13 protein-coding genes and 1 pseudogene are annotated in these 23155 nt (G+C 58.2%); 1 reads left to right on the plus strand and 13 read right to left on the minus strand.

Annotated features, from left to right (window positions below; genetic code table 11):
• Positions 1 to 798 precede the first annotated feature (798 nt).
• The 12 genes and pseudogenes from MNU25_RS01045 to MNU25_RS01100 all read right to left on the minus strand — a co-directional run bounded on the left by MNU25_RS01045 (position 799) and on the right by MNU25_RS01100 (position 20846).
• Positions 799 to 1578 (minus strand): CsxC family protein, encoded by a 780-nt coding sequence (locus tag MNU25_RS01045; RefSeq protein WP_240983380.1) that lies wholly within the window; start codon positions 1576 to 1578, stop codon positions 799 to 801.
• An 834-nt stretch (positions 1579 to 2412) separates the two neighbouring features.
• Positions 2413 to 3027: a CsxC family protein gene (locus MNU25_RS01050; protein ID WP_240983381.1), complete on the minus strand. Its 615-nt coding sequence runs from the start codon at positions 3025 to 3027 to the stop codon at positions 2413 to 2415.
• Positions 3028 to 3649: 622 nt separating this feature from the next.
• The gene (locus tag MNU25_RS01055; protein WP_240983382.1) at positions 3650 to 5581 is read right to left on the minus strand and encodes a S41 family peptidase; all 1932 of its coding nucleotides are present in this window, start codon (positions 5579 to 5581) and stop codon (positions 3650 to 3652) included.
• Positions 5582 to 5952: 371 nt separating this feature from the next.
• A pseudogene (locus MNU25_RS20395) lies at positions 5953 to 6051 on the minus strand (Uma2 family endonuclease); the annotation flags it as partial.
• A 149-nt stretch (positions 6052 to 6200) separates the two neighbouring features.
• Positions 6201 to 8708, minus strand: a complete 2508-nt coding sequence (locus MNU25_RS01065) for a cell wall-binding repeat-containing protein (RefSeq protein WP_240983383.1) — start codon at positions 8706 to 8708, stop codon at positions 6201 to 6203.
• Positions 8709 to 9170: 462 nt separating this feature from the next.
• Positions 9171 to 10958, minus strand: a complete 1788-nt coding sequence (locus MNU25_RS01070; protein WP_240983384.1) for an efflux RND transporter periplasmic adaptor subunit — start codon at positions 10956 to 10958, stop codon at positions 9171 to 9173.
• Positions 10959 to 11251: 293 nt separating this feature from the next.
• The gene (locus tag MNU25_RS01075; RefSeq protein WP_240983385.1) at positions 11252 to 12790 is read right to left on the minus strand and encodes a DHA2 family efflux MFS transporter permease subunit; all 1539 of its coding nucleotides are present in this window, start codon (positions 12788 to 12790) and stop codon (positions 11252 to 11254) included.
• 205 nt (positions 12791 to 12995) lie between these two features.
• Positions 12996 to 13718 carry an HlyD family secretion protein gene (locus tag MNU25_RS01080; protein ID WP_240983386.1) on the minus strand — a complete coding sequence of 241 codons (723 nt, stop codon included), beginning with the start codon at positions 13716 to 13718 and terminating at the stop codon, positions 12996 to 12998.
• A gap of 24 nt (positions 13719 to 13742) precedes the next feature.
• Complete coding sequence (locus MNU25_RS01085) at positions 13743 to 14399, minus strand: HlyD family secretion protein (RefSeq protein WP_240983387.1); 657 nt, start codon at positions 14397 to 14399, stop codon at positions 13743 to 13745.
• A 334-nt stretch (positions 14400 to 14733) separates the two neighbouring features.
• Positions 14734 to 15381: a TetR/AcrR family transcriptional regulator gene (locus MNU25_RS01090; protein WP_240983388.1), complete on the minus strand. Its 648-nt coding sequence runs from the start codon at positions 15379 to 15381 to the stop codon at positions 14734 to 14736.
• A 387-nt stretch (positions 15382 to 15768) separates the two neighbouring features.
• On the minus strand, positions 15769 to 18951 hold the full coding sequence (locus MNU25_RS01095; RefSeq protein ID WP_240983389.1) for an efflux RND transporter permease subunit: 3183 nt from the start codon (positions 18949 to 18951) through the stop codon (positions 15769 to 15771).
• Between the two features lie 32 nt (positions 18952 to 18983).
• Positions 18984 to 20846, minus strand: coding sequence for an efflux RND transporter periplasmic adaptor subunit (locus MNU25_RS01100; RefSeq protein WP_240983390.1), 1863 nt, complete (start codon positions 20844 to 20846; stop codon positions 18984 to 18986).
• Positions 20847 to 21324: 478 nt separating this feature from the next.
• Between MNU25_RS01100 and MNU25_RS01105 the strand changes: the two genes are divergently transcribed.
• The gene (locus tag MNU25_RS01105) at positions 21325 to 22764 is read left to right on the plus strand and encodes an MFS transporter (RefSeq protein WP_240983391.1); all 1440 of its coding nucleotides are present in this window, start codon (positions 21325 to 21327) and stop codon (positions 22762 to 22764) included.
• Between the two features lie 61 nt (positions 22765 to 22825).
• Here MNU25_RS01105 and MNU25_RS20055 read toward each other — a convergent pair whose 3' ends face one another.
• Positions 22826 to 23134, minus strand: coding sequence for a PD-(D/E)XK nuclease family transposase (locus MNU25_RS20055; RefSeq protein ID WP_306425021.1), 309 nt, complete (start codon positions 23132 to 23134; stop codon positions 22826 to 22828).
• Positions 23135 to 23155 lie beyond the last annotated feature (21 nt).

Genomic DNA, 23155 nt, shown 5'->3' on the forward strand with positions numbered 1-23155 from the left:
ACAGTTGTTATATTAAAGCCTTCGCCTTAAAGGAAACTGAGAATTTGAGGCCGTTTAAAACTTTTCCATAAAATCTTTGCGCTTTTGGCATCCCTGCAGTGCCAATCTCGCGCGGTTGGTCGAAGGCGATGTTCTCCATGCGACCGAGGCAAGTTTGGCTTGGTCAGGTGCGGAATCGCTCCTGCGGGCGGCTTCCCCCCACCTTGCCAAATCTCCTCAGTCCGTCCAAATATCTTCGGCATACGACGTGCGTCTTCACTTCTCCTGCGCCAATGCGCCAAAAAAGCTGGGGGGACCCCCGCCGGGGGTCCCCCCACATACCAATCTTCTCTCATCCGAGTTCTACCAACCGAGTTCTCCCACCTGGGTTCTCACCTGAGTCCCCTCACCTGAGTTCCTTCACCTGAGTCCCCTCACCTGAGTTCCTTCACCTGGGTTCCCTCACCTGGGTTCTCTCACCTGGGTTCTCTCACCTGGGTTCTCACCTGGGTTCTCTCACCTGGGTTCTCTCACCTGGGTTCTCACCTGGGTTCTCTCACCTGAGTTCTCTCACCTGGATTCTCTCACCTGGGTTCTCTCACCTGGGTTCTCTCACCTGAGTTCCCTCACCTGGGTTCCCTCACCTGGGTTCTCTCACCTGGGTTCTCTCACCTGGGTTCTCTCGCCTGAACCCCCTCCCGGGGTTCTCCCAGTCTCCTCACCCGCATCGTTCTCCCCTGCGTCCTCTCAGCGGAGCCCCCTGGGTCGGTGTCTTCGCTCCCTGCCGCGCGGCGGTAAGCGCCTTACCGGCAGGTTCCTTTAAAAGGCCAACCTGACCTGGATGACAACGACCATCTTTTCCTGAACGGTCCTGAAAACACCTTCTTCGAAGGGTCCTCCCACCAAGGGCACCCGGTCCAGGGCCTCATCCATTTCGTTGATTTGACTGTAAACAAGATGGCAGGTGGGCAGCTTGTTCAGGAACTCGTTGCTCAAGACGTTAAATTCCGAGAGATCGGCCGACAATAGCTGATCTTTGCTGGCAAATCCCGCGGGCAGCGACGTACTTGTCGCGAATTCATAAACCTGTTGCTGCCCAAAAGTCGTCGCCGGCACGCTAATGCCTGTGCCCAGGCTTACGACGCAGGAAATCGGAACGTCGACGACAAAGTCCTGGATACTCCCCTGCACCGTCGTGGAGGTTTGGGTCAGAACTTGTGAATACTGGATATCTTTACGCACGAATCCTGCCAGAAATAGCTTCGGGGTATCGGACGGCTGACCGCTTGCAATAGGGGGAATAGTGTTAAAGAACCTGCATTGGGTGATCTTTACGTTTTTGGTAACCCTCTTGATTTCCAGGGCCAAGGTTGGCAAAGTGAAAATCGCTTCCGCCGGAATGGAAACGGTGACAAAAACGTCGGTTCCGCTTTGCGTCACGGCCAGGGGAGTACACTGCCCCAGGGATGCCGTGGAGGGAAAAGCCGGGTTCGGATCAAGCGTTGAGCTTGGATTTGTGCAGCCAACGTTGCAGCTGGTCGCATCAGGTTGCATAGTTAGGGGCTGTTGTGTCCAAACATGCGGAATTTGGTTAGTCATCTTAGGTTTGCTCCTCTCCTTCGTCAAAATACGCCGTGACCCGTCTTCGTTACACTACGTTTTTTCCGGGTAGTTGTGCCAGTACACGGCTTTGGCTTTTATAAAAGACAGATTAACATGGCCGTTTACCGGCCAGAGCCTCCGCTACACCCGGGAGCGGAATCTTGTTATCTCCCGGCGGCCTCCTCGCCTCGCTGTCCCCCCTTGTACTAGCAATATATGTCAGTTTATGGGAAATGTCCCCATCTCCCCGGAAAGTTTCGTCTCTTTCCCTCAGATATGTGTGACTTCCCTGGTTTAACATAACTTGCGAGAAGTTCCCCGTCCTTTATAGGCCACTATAGGCGGGGGATAAATCGCTATACGGACATTCACAGAAGAGCCTGCAGTATTTGGTAAATCGTTCAGCTATAATGCAGTCAGTCGTAGATGCAATAAGGGACTGATTCTGTGAATGGAATTGGCGCGGATCGGCCCTTTCCCCCGAACAGAAAAAAGATCGGAGAAGGCCGCAGGTGCTTCGCAAAAGTTCCTGCGGCCGAACAACGCGGCGGTAGCAATCTCCCAGCACCCGACCTCAAATTTCGTAAGCATTCCTGCGGCCGAGCGGCCCCATCTGGCCTCAATCCCGGGGTATCCTTGAGGTATTTCCGGCGAACAGAATGAAGAAGCAACGACCCGAACCCGAATCTCCCCCTGGCTAAAGCCGGCTAAAACCAGGCTAAAACCGGGGGCACACGGCTGAGCCTCTTGGTCACAAGACGAGAACCGTGAAATCATCTCAATGGACAACTACAGCGTAAATCCCATCTCCACACCCGAATTATCTCCGTCTCAACTACCGTATGGGAATGTTTTGATCTTCAATTTTATCTGAATGACAACGACCATCTTCTCCTGCAAAGTCCTGAAGATTCCTTCTTCAAAAGGTCCGCCGGGCAACGGCACCCGATCCAACGCTTCGTCCATTTCATTGATTTGACTGTAGACCAGAGTGCAGGTGGGCAGTGGGTTCAGGAACTCACTGCTTAACACATTGAACTCCGAGAGATCGGCCGCTAACAGCTTGTCTTTGGCCGCGAATCCGGCCGGCAGAGAGGTGCTGGTCGCGAATTCATAGACTTGCTGTTGGCTGAGCCCGGTGGCCGGTAAGATCAGGCCGGTGCCCAAATTGAGGACACACGAAATGGGAATATCAATCACGAAGTCTTTGATCGTGCCTTGCACGGAGGTCGCGGTCTGGGTTACAACTTCCGAATACTGAATGTTTTTGCGTACATACCCCCCCAGGAAGAGCTTCGGAGTATCCTGAGGCTGGCCCGGGCATAGAGGCGGAATCGCGTTGAAAAACCTGCATTGCGTGATTTTTACGTTTTTCGTGACTTTTTTGATTTCTAGGGCAAAAGTCGGCAAAGTGATAATCGCTTCCGCGGGAATAGAAGCGGTCACAAAGATATCCTCTCCGTTTTGGGTCACGGCCAGGGGAGTACACATCCCCAAAGATGCCGTGGAGGGAAAAGCCGGATTCGTAGTTACTGGTGGCGGTGGGCATGAGTTTAGAGCCGAGAAATTAGAACCGCTGTTATTCGGTTGCTGATAAAGCGCTTGCTGCGTCCACACATGGGGCATAGGGGCCTGATTTGCCATGTTATAGCTGCTCCTTTCTTCAGTTGAAATACGCCGTGCTCCTGTTTCATTAAACTACGCCTCCGCAAAACAATTGTGCCAGTACACGGCTTCCGGTCACAAAAGACGGATACGGACAGGCACATCACTGAGCTTCCGTATACTCGGGCAAGTCGAAACGTGTCCCGCCGCTGACTCCTCGACCCGATGTCCTCCCTTAATGGTAATATATGTATGCCTATCAGGAATGTCCCTGTGTTCAGGCAAGGGCCGGTTTTGTCCTCTCAGCCATGAGAAACTGGGTTAGGCACATAAGGGGCGTCGACCATGGCAAAAGCTGCGCCCCGCCCGTTAAAAAGAGCTCCCGAAGGCTGACTTCGAAAGCTCTTAACTGTGCAGACCCTGATTCCATTCATGCCGCCCCGGCGTCCGCAGGATGTTACTCCTACTTCGGATTAGGGGGTACAAAGGTCCGAATTTGCATTATCTGCCGGGCACTTGCCGACAGTCCGGCTTGGTCCGCTCCGCCGCCGGTCCCACCGATAAGCCAGTATGTCTTGCCCGCCTGCAACGGCGCAAGCGGTGTCACCCGCACGGTTTCCGAACCCTGCGCCTTGACCACGGTGGGAATAACCGTACCCTTCGCGGCATCCAGCAGTTCTGCCGAAGTCCCCGGGCTGCCGGCGTTCACCGGCTGGGAAAAGGTCAGGGTATACGAACGGGCGAGCGGCGGATTATCCACTTCCCCTGCGAGCCGGCTGCCCGGAAAATACAAAGGCCACTTCTCCCGTACTTCGGCCCGGGGAACCGAAGCCCAGCCGCCTTGGCCCTTGATCATGAATTGCGCCTGTTGGGGAGCGCCCGTCAGAATGTCCCGCCAGACTTGCCAATATTTGCTCGATCTGGCCATGTCCAAAGGAACGGTGAAGATCCGCCCCTGAGTATAGAAGCGCGCTTCCTCTCCGCCCCGAAAGATCTGCCCGGTCTCCGCCAGTCCGTCGGCGCTTGCTCCGTCCTTCCCCAGTCCGTATGGGCTCACTCCGTCCTTCCCCAGTCCGTTTGTGCTCACTCTGTCCTGCCCCAGTCCGTTTGCGCCCACTCTGTCCTGCCCTTGTCCGCCTGATCCACTTAGTCTGTCATTCTCCGGGCCAACCGTCATGCTCGGCCCGACTTTCCCCGCTCCGCTCAGGGCAGGCTTCTGGGTATTCACAGTAGGTTGTGCCAGCAGAAGCTCTGCCGCTTCTTTGGCCAGGGCAGGATCAACGCTGAGATCGGGTTTAATGCCCACTTGATTAATGGGATGCCCCGCCGGTGAAAAGAAATGGGCAATGGTCATTTTCAGGGCGGCCCCGTCGGCAAAAGGATAGATTTGCTGCACTGATCCCTTGCCGAAGGTCTTTTCTCCGAGGACAAAGGCCGCGTCATGGTCTTTGAGTGCCGCCGTCAGTACTTCGGAAGCACTGGCCGAGTTCTCATCGGTCAGGAGGATCACCGGGCCGTGAATTCGAACCAACCCTTTTTGGGAAGCAACGAGAGTCTGAGTGCCGCCGGTCCGTGTCTGCACCCGAACGACGGCTTCACCCGGTATGAAATCCGCGGCCAAGGCCAGTGCGGCCGCCAGGTAGCCGCCCGGATTTTCGCGCAGATCCACAATCCAGGCATCCGCCCCCTTCTTCTGCAAACCACTCGCCGCCTGAGCAAAAGCCTGCGGCACTGCGCTGCCAAAGACACTCACTTGCAGATAGCCTATATGCCCGTCCAAAAGCTGCCCTGTCACCTCCGGCTCGGACAGCGCGGCACGGGTGACAGGCAGGAAAAGAATCGCGCACCCGCGCCTGACGGCCAGCTGAACCGTCGTACCGGCGGGACCGCGCAGGAGCGCGGCCGCCTCGCCGGATGACAAACCGCTTAAGGGCCGGGCGTCCGCCCGGGTAACAATATCCCCCGGCTTCAGGCCGGCCTTTTCCGCGGGCGACCCCGCAATCACGGACGCCACTTCAACCCCGGACGGAGTCATGACCATATGGATGCCGATGCCGGAAAACTGATTATTCAGCGAATCCTGAAAGTCCTTGTACTCGGACGGAGAAAAATAATCTGTGTAAGGATCCCCCAGCCGGCCAAGCATGGTGTCCATCGTCGGGGCATTGAGGACATCTTGGGGCACGGGATCGACATAACCTTGATCCAGGAGGGCGCGTACTTGCGCCAGGTCCGCCGCGCTGCTTTCAGCCGCCGCTGCCGGGACCGCCGGGGAAACGGTCAGCATTATGACGAGCAGGATGAGAAACCAGGTCCGCGCCGCCATCCTAAGGCCGGCAGTTTCTTTGCGGTAAACGCGGTGGCCGAAAGCGTCGGCCAAAAAACGGCCTGTCAAAAGAAATCATCGCCTTTCCTCTTAACCTCATTACAGAGTGTGCGCGCCAAAAAACGGGGCCCATCTAAGCTGAATGGTTTCCGCTTGTCGAGTCTCAACTCAGGGAGAATGCCTGAATCCCCCCCTGGCTAAAGCCGGCTAAAGCCAGCCTAAAGCCACGGGGCATGCGGCTAATCCTCCTGGTCAGATATTTGCAAATACCGATTTGAGCCCTATCCTCAGCTCCTTAAAAATGCTGACCTGGATTTGGTCCTCTTCCGAATATACCTCTTGTCTCCCGTAACGCCCATTGTTCTCCAGCACAAAAACGCTGACTATTTTTCAATCAATTCCCTCGATATAGCCTGATGCTGCCATGTCGGAGCTGCCTACAGATGAGGCACGCCGTCAATAAGTTCCCACCTCTCATCCTCCGGCCACGTCAGATAATCCGCATAGGTGTATTTCTTACCGACGGCCGGACGGGACATAGCCCCAACTCCTTTTCAAGATCTTTGCCGGGAACTCCCCTGACGTGTGTCAAGAGAGTTCGCAGTTCACCCTTCCCGCTTACTATGAACTATTTTACTATGTCCGGAAAAGGATGGCAACGATAAGGCGCCGCGGACCCGGGGAAACCTTACTGCAGCGGGAAAACATAACCGGAGTTTTCCAGGCCGTTTTCCTGGCTGGGGAAGTTTCCCGCTTCACCGATGTAAGTCCCCGGGGCAGTCGTTTCCGCGTTGTAATAGTTTGTGCCGCCGTCTCTGAAGTAGACCAAGCCGTCAAGACCTGGAATCAGAGGGATCTGGCTGTCTTTCAAAGCGACGCCCACCGTCATATGTCCGGCGCTCGTCCCGGGCACGGGCAGGAAAGAAATCAGGGCCGCCTTATAACCCGCGGCCTTGAGAAGATCGGCCAGCAGAATAGAAGTGTCCTTGCAATCCCCGTTGTCCGCCAAGGTCTGAGCGGGCATTTCCGGGACTGCCGTGATTTGGTAAGGAATCGCTCCCCCCACAAAGCTGAGGAAGAAATTGGCCTCACCATAGGTGTCATCCCCGTCCGCCTTAGCCGTGGCGGCCAGAGCTTTAGCCAAGGTCTGCACGAAAGCGGTATTGTCCGGATCCTCCGCCCAGGGGCGATAATCTCCGTCGTTTTGCACCGTACAGGATTGGATGAGCGTCCGCTCCGAGTTGGAAGCTTTAGTCAGCATCTCCTGCTGACCCGCGGCATCGCTCGAGAAAAAGCGGGCCACATAGGCGCTCTCCTGCCGATCCTCTTGTAGGAGGTCCGACGGAATCTCGACCGTCCAGAGATAAGTTAAGCCACCATATTGCCACTGAAATTTCCGGGTCACCGTCTGCACCCCGGCCGGATAAAGAACGGAGGGCACGGTTTCCGTGCCGGACGCCGAGGCCTGAGGAGCCTCGCTCACATAAGTCTGAGAAGAAGTGGCACTGAAACCCCCGATCGTCAGCGTCAGCGGCACCGCCTTGACTCCCCCTTGGGCGGTCAAAGGCGCCGTAAAAGTAACGATATAAGTGTTGTCACCCGAACCCGCAGCCGGGAGCGTCAGGGTGGCCAAAAGGGGCAGGGCAGAGGAGCCGGTTCCCCAATTGACCACGGGCACACCGCTCAGAGGAGCGGGATTACCGGATGCATCCAGCGGAACTAACGCGATCGTATACGTACTTCCCGCCACCAGTGTGGACGGGGAGGGGAAGTCCACGGACGTCCGGTTGGGGTCCGCCACATTGGCATTACCGACGGTAAAAGAGGGACTGCTGAGCGGCTGCGAATCTTTGTAGGCGACCGTGTACACCACTGTTTGCACCTGTGCGGCCGGCTGCACCTGCGGCACCGTCAGGGTCACTGTGGTCCCGTCGACGGCAACCGTTTGCGGAACTACGACTGCGGCCGTTCCTCCGTTGACGGTCTCTTCCAGCTTAAAATCCGTGACGTCCGGAGTGGAGGCCGGAGCCCGGCTCATCGTGACGGAAATCCGGCCGTTGACCGCATTCACGGCGATCACGTGGTTCCCGGCCTGCCCCAGTAAGCCGCTGAGGCTCGTGACCAAACTATCCGGCAGGGCCCCCGTCCCGCCGATAACGGTCAGAGGCAGAGAAGGCAAGGCTGCCAGGTATCCGTCCAAGTCGGGGGGCGGATTGTTCAAGCTTGGATCGAGCAAAACCAGGGGAGCCCCGTTTTGAGCCGCCGGAACACTCCCCGTCAGGGCATCCGCATAATCCGCTCCCGTAGCGAGATAGAGCCCCGCCGGGTGGGGCGCGTAGCGATTCAGAAGCAGACTCTCGGTCGCATAGGCACTGTCCCCCGCCAAAACGTGCACTTTGCCGGGGTCCGCCTGCTCGACCTGATTCACCGGCGCCGGGGACAAAGCTCCGGGACTGGCCACCACTTGGACCAAAGAAGGCCGCTCCTGCTTGAGGTAGGCCGCAACCGTGGCGGGCAGACTGTTACGGTTCACAAGCAGCAAGGGATACCCCTTGGCGGCTGCCAAGGAGGACACCGCCAGAGCGTCGAAAAAGCTGTCGCCGGAAGTGATAAAAACCGGCGTGCCGGCGGCCGCTCCCTCTGCCCGCGCCACCAGGACGGAGGTCGCGTAGCGATCCACTCCCCCGATCTGCGAGATTTGGGCCGCCGCCACACCCAGACTCATCAGGGCCTGACGGAAATCGCTGCCGATCACCCCGGTCCCGCCCACCAAGTAAACGTGTCCGGAAGCACCCGCGATGCCCGCCGCCCGCCGCAGGGTCTCCATGCTGGCGGCCGCCGTCCTGTCCAAGAGTAAAATGGGGGCGCTCTTCTCCGCCGCCAACGTCCCCGCCGACAAGGCATCGGGGAAGTTATAGCCTATCGTTAAGACAACATTGCCCGTTCCGTGGCCTTTGACGGTGGCTGCGACCTGTTCCGCCGTCGCATAACGGTCAGTGCCGCCAAGGCGGACGATTGAGCCCGCGCCCGCGGCCAGTGCGGAACCGGGCAGCAGCAATTGCAAAGCCAAAAAGAAGATCAGGAGAACCGCAAGGCCGGTGCGTGCGGTTCCCGCGCGCGTTTTCATGAACATCTTACGCTGCGGGGACTCTTGTCCGTGACTTCCTCTGTAGTTTCTCAGATCCTGTTTCTTCATCCTTTTCCCTCCTATCCTCTCTGCTCAGCCCCCGTGGGCCGCAGTCGCGTCCCAAACCGTCTCACTGTCGGCTGTGTTCCTAAATTTACTGCCGTGGCCTTTTCTTCCGTTTACCCTCATCCGTGCTTGCTGTTCTCTGACGCAGGCTTCTCTAAGTTCAACTATCGTGCGCATACTTTCTACCATCGCTTCCATCGCTAATTTAATTTCGACAAAATCCGCGATCTTCCTGCCGCTAAACCAATGAACCCGCTTCCATCTGCCCGTCTGTCCTTTCTTTCTCCAAAAAGTTAATACGCCGGCCGCCTCTCCTTTCGGTAGCTCCCCCCCATTTTAGCAGGCCTGCCTGAATCCAAGCTGAGAAGGGGTCGCCCTTTTAGGGCAGCAAAAGACCCCGATGGGATTTCTCCAACCGGGGCCCCTGCCCTCTCTATGGAATCTGAAATAGAACCCGGAACCGAATCAGCCGTGGGACGCGGCCACGGGCGTCGTGATGACCACCTTATCCCCGTTGAGCAGGTGATTTTGCCCCTGGATCACCACCTGATCCCCGTCCTTGAGGCCGCTCATGACAGGATAGTCCGCTCCGCCGGCAGATTCAAGATTCGTAAGCTGTCCCAGCTTCACCGTGACACTGCGGGCCGTACCGTTTTGGACCACGAAGACCTCGCCTTGATCATTCCGGATGTTAAGGACGCTGTTGGCCGGAACAAGCACCACTTTCTGAGCCGGGTTCACCTCATGAGCCTCGACCCGCATGCCGGAGAGAAGCCCCGCCGCCGGCTGTTTGATCAGCACGTCCACCGGGTAATTGCTGTTCCCATTGTCCAGGACGGCATTCCCCGTATCCAGGGCCGGGTGAATGGCACTCACCGTTCCGGGATAGGTCTTGCCGGTCGCGGCTACATAGATATCCATTTCCGCGCCCACTTTGACTTGGCTGATCTGGGCCTCCGGCACATCCACCGTCGCCTGGAGAGGATTCATGGAAGAGATCACGATAAATCCGCCCTGTGGACCCACCGCCTGCCCGACCTGGGCATTTACGGCCTGAACATAGCCCCCGATAGGAGATTTGATCTGCCCTTTATCAATGTTGGTCTGAATCGTCTGCAAGGATGCTTGGGCAGCCTGGATCTGGGCGTCGTTAACCTGCAGGGCAGGATTATTCAAAGCCGTCTGATAGGCCGTCTGGGCTTGGCCCACCTGTGCTTCGGCTGATTTTACCGCGCTCGCGGCGCCGGCTTCGGCTGCGCTCAGGGCCTGCTGCGCCTGGTTGACGGCAGCCTGAGCCACCTGAACATCCTTCCCGCTCTGGGCCGCCGCCAGGGCGCTCTGGGCTGTCTGCACCTGACTCTGGGCCGCCTGCAGCGCGCTCTGCGCCTGGTTGTAAGCCGCTTGCGCCACGCTGACACTCTTGTCGGCCTGAGCCGCCTGCAGAGCACCTAAGGCCCCTTGGTAACCTATGGCCGCTTGGTCGTAGGCAGCCTGCGCCGCCAGCAGTCCGGGATCCGTCGAAGAGTGGGCTGCCTGTTGGGCATGTTGCAGGGCCGTTTGGGCCGTATTCATGGCATCCTGCGCCTTCGTCACATTTTCCTGGGCAATTTGCAAGTCGGACGCCGTCAGGCTCTGGGCAGCTGTCAGTCGAGCCTGAGCGGCCGCCACGGCGCTTTGGGCCTGGTTCACCCCGTCTTGAGCCTGAGCCAAGCCATCCTGAGCTTGAGTCACCCCGTTTTGCGTACCCGTCTGAGCCTTACTCAGATTGGCCTCAGCCGCAGCCAGAGCTTTCTGAGCGGCCCCCACTTGGTTTTTTCCCTGGGTTTGTGCGCTATTCAGACCCGCTTGGGCCGTCTTCAGGGCGGCTTGCGCATTCTGGACCGTGAGACCCGTCTGCTCCCCGGCCGCCGCCCTCTGAGCTTGAGCCACTTGAACACCGGTCGCGGCTTGATTCGCCTGGGCCTGGAGCTGGTCGGTGTTCAGCGTCGCCAAAACCTGCCCCGCCGTGATTTTATCGCCCGGCCGGACATTGACCGTTTGCAGAATCCCGGAAATGGCGGGTGCAACACTGGTCTGCACAAATGGGGTCACCACACCCAGAAATGTGTCCCCGACCGGCATAGCCACCTGCTGGGCCGCCTCCACACTCACTTTTTCCGGCAATGCACCGGCTGTACCCGCCGCGCCGCACCCCGAAACCAGACCGAGGAAGAGCGCGCCCACGGCCAACCCGGCCGTCCATCTAGCCTTCATAATTGTTCCCCCTTCTCGACGCTATTTGCCTAAACCGTTTTCCGCCGAACCAGTGATCGACGCCGTCTGAATCTCCCGCGGCTCGGAGTCGGCAGTCCCCCGCATACCTTACCCGAGCCGATACTCTTACTCGAAACTGTGCCCTCGCGTGCTTTTGTGCGGAACAGCCTTCGCATACTCTCACTCGAAATTGTGCCTCCACATGCCCTCATCCGCAACCGGTACTCCCACGGCCGCACCGTATAAGTAACGAATGCGACCGCACCGTCTCAGGTAACGAACGCGGCCTCCGCTTACTCCGCCATCACGTGCGGAGCCTCGCCGCTTTTACTGAATTGTTGTTTCTTACCGATAGTCAGGGCCGCCAGCAGGGCGATCGACGTTATAACAACGGATATCTTGAGCGCGTACTGCGTGCCGGTCTGGAACGCCAATTGCTGCAAGGAAAGATACAAGCTCAAGTATTGCTGCGGGTTGGTCAGCCCGAAGACCGAGGGGGTTACCCCAAAGGACGAAATTTGCCCCGCCGCGTGATTGCTCACATTTTGCAAGTAACTGTTAAAAGCGTAGTTGGTATGGTTTTGCATCATCGTGCTGAGAACCGCGGTCCCAATCGAACCCGCCACATTGCGCAGAGTGCTCTGCAGGGCCGTGGCCCGGCTGATTAAGGGAGGAGGCACTGCGTTCATGCCCGCCGTTGAAATCGGCATGTTGCTTAAGCCCATGCCGGCGGAGCGGATCATGTAAACCAGCATAATTGATAAGAAAGACCACTGCAGGTTCAGATTGGTCAGGAGCAAAGAGGCCAGGAACATGATCGCCAGCCCCAAGACCGCCACCGGGCGGGCGCCGAAACGGTCAAAGAGGTTGCCGCTCACCGGCATGAGAAAGCCTGTGACGATAGCCCCCGGCATGGTCAGCAGGCCCGTTTGCAGCGGGGAGAGGCCCAGCCCGTTCTGCAGAAAAACCGGCAGCACAAAGAGCGCTCCCAGCATAGCCATGCTGAGCAGGGACATGGAGGCAGACGACACAAGAAATTTCCTGATCTTAAGCAGCCTCAGGTCAAGCATGGGATTGGGCGTCGTTAATTCCACCACCACGAAGAGAGCGAGGAAAACACCCGAAGCGACCAAGAGGGATATGATCTCCAAAGAGTTCCAACCCACGTTGGGGGCGTCAGAAAGAGCGTAGAGCAGGCAGAAAAAGCCGATGATGGAGGTGGCGAATCCCGGAAAGTCAAACTTATCCGCCGGCCGCGGCTCAAAATGCGGAATGTACAAATAAGACATGAAAAGGTTAATAATCCCCACCGGAACATTGATGTAAAAAATCAGGCGCCAGTCGAGATACTCCACGATATACCCGCTCAAGGTCGGGCCGAAGGCCGGGGCAAACATGATGGCAATTCCCCAGATACCCATCATGGCACCGCGTTTCTCCGGTTTGGAAAGACTGAAGAGAATGGACATACTGATCGGCATGAGCATAGCCCCGCCCACCGCCTGAATCACGCGAAAGGCGATCATGGCCTGCACATTCCAGGCGGCTCCGCAGAGAGCCGAACCGGAAGTGAAAATGACCAAAGCGATGAGGTAAATCTTCTTATAGCCGAAGCGATCCCCGAGATAGCCGCTCACAGGTGTCAGCATACCGGTCGCCAGCAAATATACCGTGATGACCCAGGAAATAGTGTTCTGAGTGGTGGCAAAGACGGCCATCATCTTGGGAATAGCCACATTGACCACGCTGGAATCCAGGATAGCCATAAAGACCCCCAAGACCACGCTGATGACTGTCAAACCGGGCACCCCGAACTTTTCCTCAAAAGACATTGAATCCCCCCCTTTCCGAACAGGTTTGCCGGCATCTATGCAGACCATGGTTGCGCTTTGCTCGAACCCAACCGGTCTTGCGGTTTATCCACCATAGCCAGGCTTACCGCGCCCGGAACCACAGCCGAATACGACGCCGCTGCCGCGGATGATGCCGATGCCGCTGATGTCGCAGGCATTCCGGTTTGCCTGCCGCCAAGCGAATCTAACGCAAATAGATCTTAACCTCGGCGTTCATACCGGGAACCAGGGTTTGTTTAGCCAAGTGCGGATCTTGGAAATTGATCACCACCGGAACTCTCTGCGCCACTTTGGTGTACGAGCCGGAAGCGGCCGTGACGTTGGGAATCAGGGAAAATACCGACAGCGTATACTCGCCGATCCGGGCCACCCGGCCGTGCAAAACCGTCCCGGGCAGCCCATCCACCGTAACGTCCGCCTGCTGCCCCACATGTACCTTGCGGATTTTTGTTTCATAAATATTTGCCGTCACCTGCAGGTGATTTTCATTCTCTACTTGGGCCAAAACCATGCCCGGTTGAACCCCCTGGCCCACACTGGCATTACATTGCACGATCAACCCGCTGATGGGAGAGCGTATGATCTCCCTGTCCGCTAGACGCTGAGCCAGCGCGGGATTGCCTTGAACCATTGGAATAAGACCGCTGTTGGCCGCCAGGACCGACTGATTGGACTCCTCCCCGATGATCTGGCCCTGGTTAACTCGGCTGTTAGGCTTAACCAGCCAGCTCTTCAAACGCCCGCCGAAAGCCACCGTGATCGGCACCGTCGGTCCGTCCGCCGTAATCTGGGCATCATCCGTGCTGATAAAACCGCTGCTCCACCGGTAGTACGTATAGCCACCGGCCGCCGCCAGAACCAGCACCACAATAAGGATCACCCGGATGACTTTTTTCTTGTCTGACACCGCTGATCACCCACTTTCCTCACATTAATGCCGATGGATGGCAACCGCAGCGGAGAAACCCGGAACCAGATGCACCCCGTAGAGCCTGTCGATCGAGATGTAGACAGGCACCCGTTCCGTGACCTTGTCGAACACTCCGCTCAGATTGATATTCGGGATCGCGTTGACGATCATCGAGGTGGCCGTGCCAATCCGGGTCACGGTTCCGGGAAAAGTTTTTCCCGGATAGGCGTCAACTGTGATATCCACCTTTCGCCCGACTTGCACCTTACTGATGTCCCCTTCATCAATGTTGGCTACCACCTGAAGGTGATTCAGATCTACCATGTAGCCCAGGTTCTGTCCCGGCAGAACCACTTGCCCATTCACCGTGTCGTTCTGCAGGACGGTCCCCGTAATGGGCGCCCGGATTTGGGTGGAACCGACCAAACCATCCACCTCGCCGACGATCTGGCCCTGGCTGAAAGTCATACCCTCCGTCGGTGTCCAATTTTTCACATAGCCGTCACCGGTGGAGGTCAGGGGAACCACCGCACCCTGAAGATCCGTTCCTTGCACAGTGGCATTATCTGTGCTCACATAGTTGGCTTGCTGATAAAAGTACCAGCCCCCGCCCCCGAACACCACAATGGCGGCCAGGATCAAAACAACAGCGATCCCGGTCTTTCTCGAAAGCGCCATCTCCAACCCCCTCCTAACATTCCGTCACAATCTTACAACAGCTATCATCTGTCGGGCACAATTCTGAGCTCCGACCCGGAATCTATCGTTCGGTACGCAGTCTTCACTCCGGCCCGAGGCCCGGATCCTATCCGTGGGCACGCAGTCTTTGCGCCGGCGCATTCTGTCCGGCGCGCCGGATGATGAGCCTTCGCACGCATCGTCAGCACCATTCACCTGGGCTCGGATCCTGCTGACGACCGCTTCATCTATATTAGATAACTTCATCTATACTTAGATATATCAGACAACTGGGGACCATGCTGGGGCAAGGCCGCCGGCCCCGGCCGCACCGCTAGTCCTGATCTTTACTCTCTTCCCCCTCTCCTCCCTCAGGCTCCGCCCCGTAAGCACAGGCAATTCCGTTCACTAAACAGGCGAGAACCTCTTCGTCCTTGAGGTCCCGGCTCACTTTTTCCGGAGCCCTCCGTTTCACCATAACTAAAGAGTAAACCGCTGACAAAACAATGTGGGCCAGGACGCTGAAATTCGTCTCCCGAAGTTTGCCCGCGCTGTGCATTTGGCGGAAATACTCCGCCAGGTTGACGCGGTTTTGCCAGGCGTAGCTCTTGAAGAGTTCCGCCATCTGGGGCTGAGCAAAGGATTCAGACATACCCAGCGTGAAAAGGTCGGTCTGGCCGCCTGGCATCTCCAGGTAAGCACCGATGAACTTGCTCAAACTTGCCCGCAACGGAAGGCGCAAATATTCCTCACCGGGAATCGGGATGCTCAGCTCCTGAAAAGCCTGCTCAGCCGCCGCCCGCAGCAATTCGGATTTGCAGCCGAAGTGCCGGAAAATCGTCACCTCATTGACCCCGGCCCTTTCCGCGATACGCTTCGTACTCGTTCCCTTGTAGCCCCACAGGTAAAACTCCTCCAGGGCAGCTCGCATGACCCGGCTGCGCGTGTCTGCTTCACTCTGGGCCCGCACTTCTTCAGACATGGGCAGAGCACCTCTCATACTTAGAATCGTGCCCCCAGGGGCCGGAACGCGGAGGAAGGCTTTCGTGCATGCAATTGATTGCTTGCCTTGACGAACACAACAAAGTATAGCATGCGAAGTATGTTCTGACAAGAGATTTTTTTAGCAAAGGGAGTTCACTTTTAAGGCCCCAGGGGGGACTTTCCCTCCCGGGGCCCAGCTCCCGGATTTTCACTTGCACCTTCCCGTTCGTCTCACGACATTCCGAAGCTCTTCCGGTATCCGAAGCTGCTTCCGATATTCACAACTACTTCGACTATCCCAAACTTCCTTCGATATCCCCAAGTGCTTCCGGCATTCACGGCTCAGCCGACACTCAGAAATTACCCTGCGCTCCGCCGAACCGCCTCAACCTGCCGGACTCACGGGTCCACTCGGATGGGGACCAAGCGGAGCACGGCTATCCTCATGCGCCGCATTCTCCGGACCCTGAGGTTTCTTGCGGTCATGAGGCCGGACTTTCCCGATCAGCCACTCCATATTCACGTACATAACCGGGACCAAGACCAAGGTGACCAAGGTGGACAGAGTGAGACCGAAGGTGATGACGGCCGCCATCGAAGCCAAGGTCTCCGTCCCTGTGCCGCCGAGAATGAGCAGGGGCAGCATGGCCGCGACATTGGTCACTGTCGTCAGCAGAATCGGACGCAGGCGGACCGGACCGGCCTGCATGAGGGCTTCCCGCAGGGACAGCCCCTTGGCTTTCAGTTGGTTCGTATAGTCCACCAGGACGATGGCGTTGTTCGTGACCAGGCCGATGAGCATGACCAACCCCATTAAGGAGTTCATGTTCAGGGTCTTATGGGTGAGGAAGAGGCCGAGGACCGCGCCCACCAGCGTCGGCGGCAAGGAGAACATGATCACGAAGGGTGTGAGTAAGGATTCGAACATTCCCGCCATGACCATGTACACCAAGGCCACCGAGGAGAAGAGCGCGACGCCCAAGGACCGGAAGGCCTCCGCCTGGAAGCGGGCATACTGGCCGAAGCCCAGCTCGTATCCCTTCGGTATCCGGATGGATTTAAAGAGCTGGGTCAATTCAGCCTGGGCCTGGCCTGTGGATACACCCGAGACATTGGCTTGGACATAGACCGTGCGAATCCCCCCCACATGGGTCACCATGGTGGGCTCCTGCGTCAGGATCGTCTTGGCCACCTGAGTCAGGGGAATGGATTGTCCCGCGGAATTCATGACCGTCACTTCCGAAAGCTTGGTGATATCCCGGGAATACCCTTCCGGGAAGCGAACCACGACATCATAGCCGTTGTCGCCCTGGTAATAAGTGCCGGCCGTACTGCCTTGGAAAGCCGTGCGCAGGGCGCTGACAACCTGGCCCTCCGTCAGACCGTTTTGTACCAGGGCGCTCTGGCTCAGTTTCAATTCATAATCCGGCTGCCCCGTGGAGAGCTCATTGTCCACGTAACTCAGATAAGGCTGTTTCTGCATGATCCGGGCCGCCTGATTGCTGAGATCGGCCAGGGTATTGAGATCCGGGCCGGTGATCTGCACCTGGACCGTCCCGCCGGCGGGCCCTTGCGCCAGGCTGTCGGACTGGACGATGACTTTGGCCCCGGGAATATTGTCGACGTACGGCTGCAGATCATTGGCGGCGCCGGTCGCGGATTCGTTTCCGCTCAGATTAAGGGTCACGATCAGGCTGGAACTGTTGGTCGAATCGGCGCTGAAACCGGCCACCGTACCGATCTGGGCGTAGATCGAAGCCACATTCGCCAGGTGCTGCCGGATCCTATTCTCCACTTCCTGAGTCACGCGGGCGGTCTCATCCAGACTGGTCCCGGCCGGCAAAGTGAGCGTGACATTGATCTGGTTGTTAGTGACGGACGGCATCAACTCCGTACCCACCCGGGACAGAAGCGGAATCACTGCCAGGAAGAGCACCACCGCCAGCACCACCACCGTTTTCCGGTGCTTGAGACTCCAGCCCAGAACCCGGGTATAGGCAGCCGTCAAATCATGCATGCCGCGGCCGAACCAGTCAAAAGGTGCCCAGGGGCGGAAGGGGGCCGTTTTGCCCGGAATCGTGTCTTCCTGAGCGAAGCGGGAACCCACCAGAAGCTTGGAAGCGAGCATAGGTGTGAGGGTGAGGGCCACGATCAGAGCGACCAGGTGCGAGAAGGTAACGGTCAGGGCCATCGGGCCGAACAATTGGCCGGCTATGCCCCCGGTGAAGAGAGAAGGCCCGAAGACGAAGATCTGGGCCATGGCCGCAACCATGACCGCCGTCCCCACCTCTGCGGTGCCCGCTCCTGCCGCCTCTTTCGGCCCCAAGCCCCGCTGCCTGGCCCGGAAAATACTTTCCAGGACGACCACGGAAAAGTCCACCAGGGAACCCAGGGCGATCCCGAGGCTGCCCAGAGTAATCATGTTAATCGTGAGGTGGTTAAGATACATAAGAATAAAAGTGGTGAGGATGGAAATGGGAATGGCAACCCCGATCACGACTGTGGAGCGCACACTGCGCAGGATGAGAAGCATGAGCAGGATGCCCAGGATAAAACCGATCAGGGTATGCTCCACCACCACGTTGATCGCGTCCTTAATCCCCTGAGCCGAATCGCTCACCACGGTTAGGTGCATGCCGGAGGGCAGATTTTTGACCAAGTCCTGCAAAGCCTGGTGCACCCCGGCGGAGACTTTCACCGTATTGGCTCCGCTCGCTTGCTTGATGCTGAAGCCGACAGACGCCTGGCCGTTGAAGTTGGCGATGAGGGTCACATCTTTATAATTGTCTTTGACCTGAGCGACGTCCCCCACGGACAGGTTCTGAATCCCCGCGCTGATCGGAACTTTGAGCAGCTCCTGGGGAGAGGTGAACTGGCCGTTGACTTTGAGCGGGATCAGCTGACTGCCGCGCACGGCCTGGCCGACGTCGGCGGAATAATTGGCGGAGGAGACGGCCTGCTCCACCTGGCTGATGGACAGATGGTAATAAGCCAGTTTGCCCGGGTCCACTTCCACTGTGATCTGGCGCGTCAGACCGCCGACGGTGTCGACATTGGCCACCCCGTTCACATGCTGCAGAGCCGGCTGGATAATGTTCTTGGCCTCATCGGAAAGAGCGGCCAAAGACTGCCCGCCGGAGAGGGTCACGGTCATGATCGGCTGGTCTGCCGGATTGAACTGCTGCACGACGGGAGTAGTGGCATCCTTAGGCAGGGTGCCGCTCATCTGGTTGACCGCACTGCGCATATCTTCCAGTTTTTGTGCCATGTTAACGCTATAGTCGAACTGAACCACCACGACGCCCACGTTCTGCAATGAGGTCGAATCAATCTCCTGAACCCCGGAGAGACTCTGCAGGGCTTCTTCCACCGGTTTCGAGATCTGCTGCTCGACTTCCGTCGGGGTGGCGCCCGGCAGCGTGGTCACGACCACGGCATAGGGCAGGTCCATCTTCGGGTAAATATCCAAGGGCAAGCTGAGCATGGCGATAATTCCGACAAACAGCGCACCCAGCATGATCATGGCGATCGTCACCGGACGGCGAATGGATATGTCCGCTATTTTCAAATTGCTCCCGCCTTTCTCCCCCTGTCAGGGCTTCACTTTCCTGAAGAGCCGTTGGCCCCCGCTGCCTCGGGAGCCGAAGCGGAAGCACGGGGCTGCTTTTTCTGAGCGCCGGCGGCCGAATTGCCCGGAATCACCTGCACGGCATCCCCGTCCGAGAGGAGCGTCTGCCCTTTGACCACGACCTCGTCTCCGACCTTGAGCCCCCCGGTGACTTGGTAAACCGAACCCGTCATGGCGCCCAGCTGAATCATGATCTGTTTCGCCTTACCGCTCTTGACGATAAAGACAGACTGGGCCCCGCTTTGCAGGGTAATCACGCTGTCGGCGGGAACGGTGATCCCTTTCTTGCCCTCGTTGACCAGATGCGCCTCCACCTGCATTCCGGGCAGAACTTGCGTCTTTCCCGCCTGCAAAGCCACGTCGACCGAATATTTTTTACTGTTCGGATCGGGCGCCGGGTGGACCGCGCTGACGCTTCCCTGCAGAGATTCCTCCGTCGCCGGCACGAAGACACTCATCTTTTCTCCGACTTTCATCTTGGCTATCAGGTCTTCCGGCACGTCCACCGTCGCCTGCAGGGGGGTCATGGAAGCGATCGTGATAAAGCCGCCCTGCGGTCCCACCGCCTGCCCCACTTGGGCATTGACCGCCGTAACATAGCCCCCGACCGGGGCGACCACGCTCCCGTTGTCGATTTGGGCCTGAATGACTTGAACTCCGGTCTGGGCCGCCTGCACCTGGGCCGCGCTCACCTGAAGCTGGGGATTGCTGAGCAAGGTCTGGTAAGCTGTCTGCTGCTGGTTGAGAGCCGCCTGAGCCGCCGCCACACCGTTGCTCCCCGAGGTCTGGGCATTTTGCTGGGCGGCCTGAGCCTGGGCCACCCCGGCTTGGGCCTGGTCGACTTGGGCTTGGGCTTGGGCCACCTGGGCCTGGGCTGTCTGAACGGTCTTGGCCGCCTGGGCGGCTTGCATGGCGGCCTGGGCCGCCTCAAGAGCGGACTGGGCCCGCGTCACTCCGGCGTTGGCATTGGCCGCCGCACCCTGGGCGCCTTGCAAACCGATATTGGCCTGGTCAAAAGCCGCCTGCGCCGCCAAGAGATTCGGATCCGTCGTGGAATGGGCCATCTGCTCGGCCCGCTTCAGCCCGGTCTGGGCCGTATCATAGGCCGCCTGAGCGCCGGCAAGGCTATTAGCCGCTGTCTGGGCCTGGACCCGGGCCGCGTCCAGGGCGGCTTGCGCTTGATTCACTCCGGCTTGAGCCTGCTTGACAGAATTGTCATATTGAACCTGGGCGTTGGCCAGCTGGGTCCGGCTCGTAGCCAAAGCCTTCTCCGCACCTTCCACAGCCTTTTGAGCCGATACCACGCCCTGTTCCCCACCGGCTGCCGCGGCATCCGCACTGGCTTTGGCGTTGGCCAGGTTCGTTTCCGCTGTCTTCACGGCCGCCGCCGCTTGGGTCAGCGAATCGCCCGAGCCCTGATTGGCGGCGGCTAATTGAGCCTGAGCCACGCCAACCTCGGCCGCGGCCTGACCTTTCTGCGCCTGAAGGGCGGAGGTGTCAATCGTCGCTAAAGTTTGGCCCGCTTGGACAACATCCCCGGTGCGCACATTTACGGCCCTGAGGACTCCCGAGAGCGAGGGCGAAAGGACCGTTTGTATGTAGGGAGTCACTGTTCCGAGAAAGCTCTCCGCCGTGGGCAAGGGCGTGAGCTCCACTTTCTCAGTGGCTACCGGCACCGCCGCGGCTTTGGCGGCAGTCTTGGCCGCCGTCCCGCAGCCGGCGGTGCCGCCCAAGAGCAGGACTACCCCCAACAGGGCGAAGCCCCGCCGGGAGCGGGGTCTCGCCCCCGGCCCGCCCGGACGGCGCAAACCTTTCGGGAAAATGAGACTGAACACTGTAAACACCTCTTTCTTCCTTGTGCTCCGAGTGACCCCAAAGTTATATACGTCCGAGCTCACCTCAAAGTTGCCTCTCTTCTTTCCCCGTGAAATATTTCTCTAAGCCGCTCGGGACTCATTCCGCTTGCGGGTGAGGCCCGGCAAAAGTTCTGGTCTGGCAGGCATCGGCCCCCACCGGGACAAATTTCCAGCCGGCCCTTTTGATTATAATGAGTCCATTCCTGGCTTGGCAATAGGGCTGTGGAATTTTTACGTATTCCTAATAAATAGCCTCCGCTGCGTTCAGCACCCTTAAGGCGGCCTGAGAATTGACCACCTCGATCATCTTCGTCTGTAAACACTAAGCTGCCTTGTGTTGATAAACCCTCATTGGTCCGCCCATCATCAAGGCGCGCTCACCCAGGCTTTAATTCCGGCACGAAATGCTTTACAATGTCTTATATCAACATCGCAGCGGAAGGAGCTTGGCCAAACCGTGAACATAACCGAAAATATTAAAAACTCGCCTCACATACGCTGGTTTATCCTGGCCAACGTCGCTTTAGGGACCTTCATGTCCACCCTCGATGCCAGCATAGTCAACGTCGCGCTCCCGACCATGGCAATTAAGCTCCACGCCGGCCTGGCGGTCCTGCAATGGGTGGTCACCGCTTACCTTCTGACCATTTCCAGCCTTCTCCCCATCTTCGGCAAATTGGCCGATATTTGGGGCAGGGGCCGGCTCTATCTGGGCGGGTTCGTTCTCTTCACCCTGGGCTCGGCTCTCTGCGGCCTGACAAATAACATCTGGGTCCTGGTCGGCATGCGGGTCCTGCAGGCCGTCGGAGCCTCCATGCTCATGGCCAACAGCCAGGCCCTGATCGTGGCCGCCTTCCCGCTTGAGGAGCGGGGCCGGGCTCTGGGCCTCAGCGGGACCATGGTCGCGCTCGGCTCCCTCACGGGCCCGGCTCTGGGGGGGATTCTCGTGGGCCTCATCAGCTGGCGGGCCATTTTCTATGTCAACGTACCCATCGGCATTATCGCCTTTCTCGGCGCCCTCGTCATTCTGCCGAATGATAATGCCAAGGGGGACTCCGTCCGTTTTGACTCCGCCGGCGCCCTTCTCTTCGCCCTCGGCATGATCAGCCTGCTCTACGCCCTCAATAACGGCCAGGACGCGGGCTGGGATTCCGCCGGAATCCTGGGGGCTTTCGCTCTGGGCCTTCTCTTGCTGGTTGGATTCGTCTGGGCGGAGCGCCGCACTTCCGACCCCATCATCGACTTCGACATTTACAGAAACATTCCTTTTCTCATCGGCAACCTTTCCGCCTTTCTTTCTTTTGCCGGCCAGTTCACCTACACCATGCTCATGCCCTTCTACCTGCAGACCGTCCTGAACTACTCCGCCACCCAAGTGGGCATTCTCATGACCGCCTTTCCCCTGGCCATGGCCATAGCCGCCCCTCTGAGCGGCTACGCTTCCGATAAACACGGTCCGGTCGCCCTGACCACCGGCGGCTTGGCGACGATGGCCGCCGGCATCTTTTACCTTGTCCTGCTGACGCCGCATTCCCCCTTCTGGCAGATCGTTCCCGGACCCCTGCTCATGGGCATTGGGGCGGGGATGTTCAATTCTCCCAATAACAGCAGTGTCATGAGTTCCGTACCGAAAAGCAAACTCGGCATCGCCGGCGGCCTCAACGCTCTGGTGCGCAATGTCGGCATGATCGTAGGGACCACCCTCTCCGTGACTCTCTTTGAAATTCGGCAGGCGGGCCTCCTGGCCGGAGTCCTGCATCCCACAGCCAGCCAATCCGCCCAGGCCTTTATGACCTCCTTCCGTACGGTCCTGGTCGTGGGCGGTGTCGTTCTCCTCGCCGCTGCCGCCGTCTCCATCAACCGCCGAGGCTATGTGAGTTCGCTCCGGTCGCTTTAAAGAAAGCGAAACGTATTTGATGGCATTTTTCGCATTGTCGAAGAGCGAAGCGAACCCTTCCTCATTTGCTAGGGTCGCCCACCTTTTCATCCTTACTGAGTATCTCTGAATCCATTAGTTTGGACATCTCGAGAAAATGGACCTCTATGATGTCAGTCAATCGGCAGCCTGTTTCGTCTTCCGTCAAAGGGCAGCTGGAGTAGAGCTTTCGGAGTGGGGTGCATTTGAAATCAACGATGTTGATGGTGATGCATTTCTTGAGCGTTTGCAGCGAGTTCCGGGGGGAAACGCTAAAAGCCCCGGAGAGGCTTTCGCCCTCCGAAGCCCTTTCTCCGGAACTTCGTCCGTAATTGTCCGAATTGATCCCCATTGTGTGGGGGACTGACCCTGA

Origin of the sequence: Acididesulfobacillus acetoxydans (assembly GCF_902729405.1) — a bacterium.
Lineage (GTDB): Bacteria > Bacillota > Desulfitobacteriia > Desulfitobacteriales > Desulfitobacteriaceae > Acididesulfobacillus > Acididesulfobacillus acetoxydans.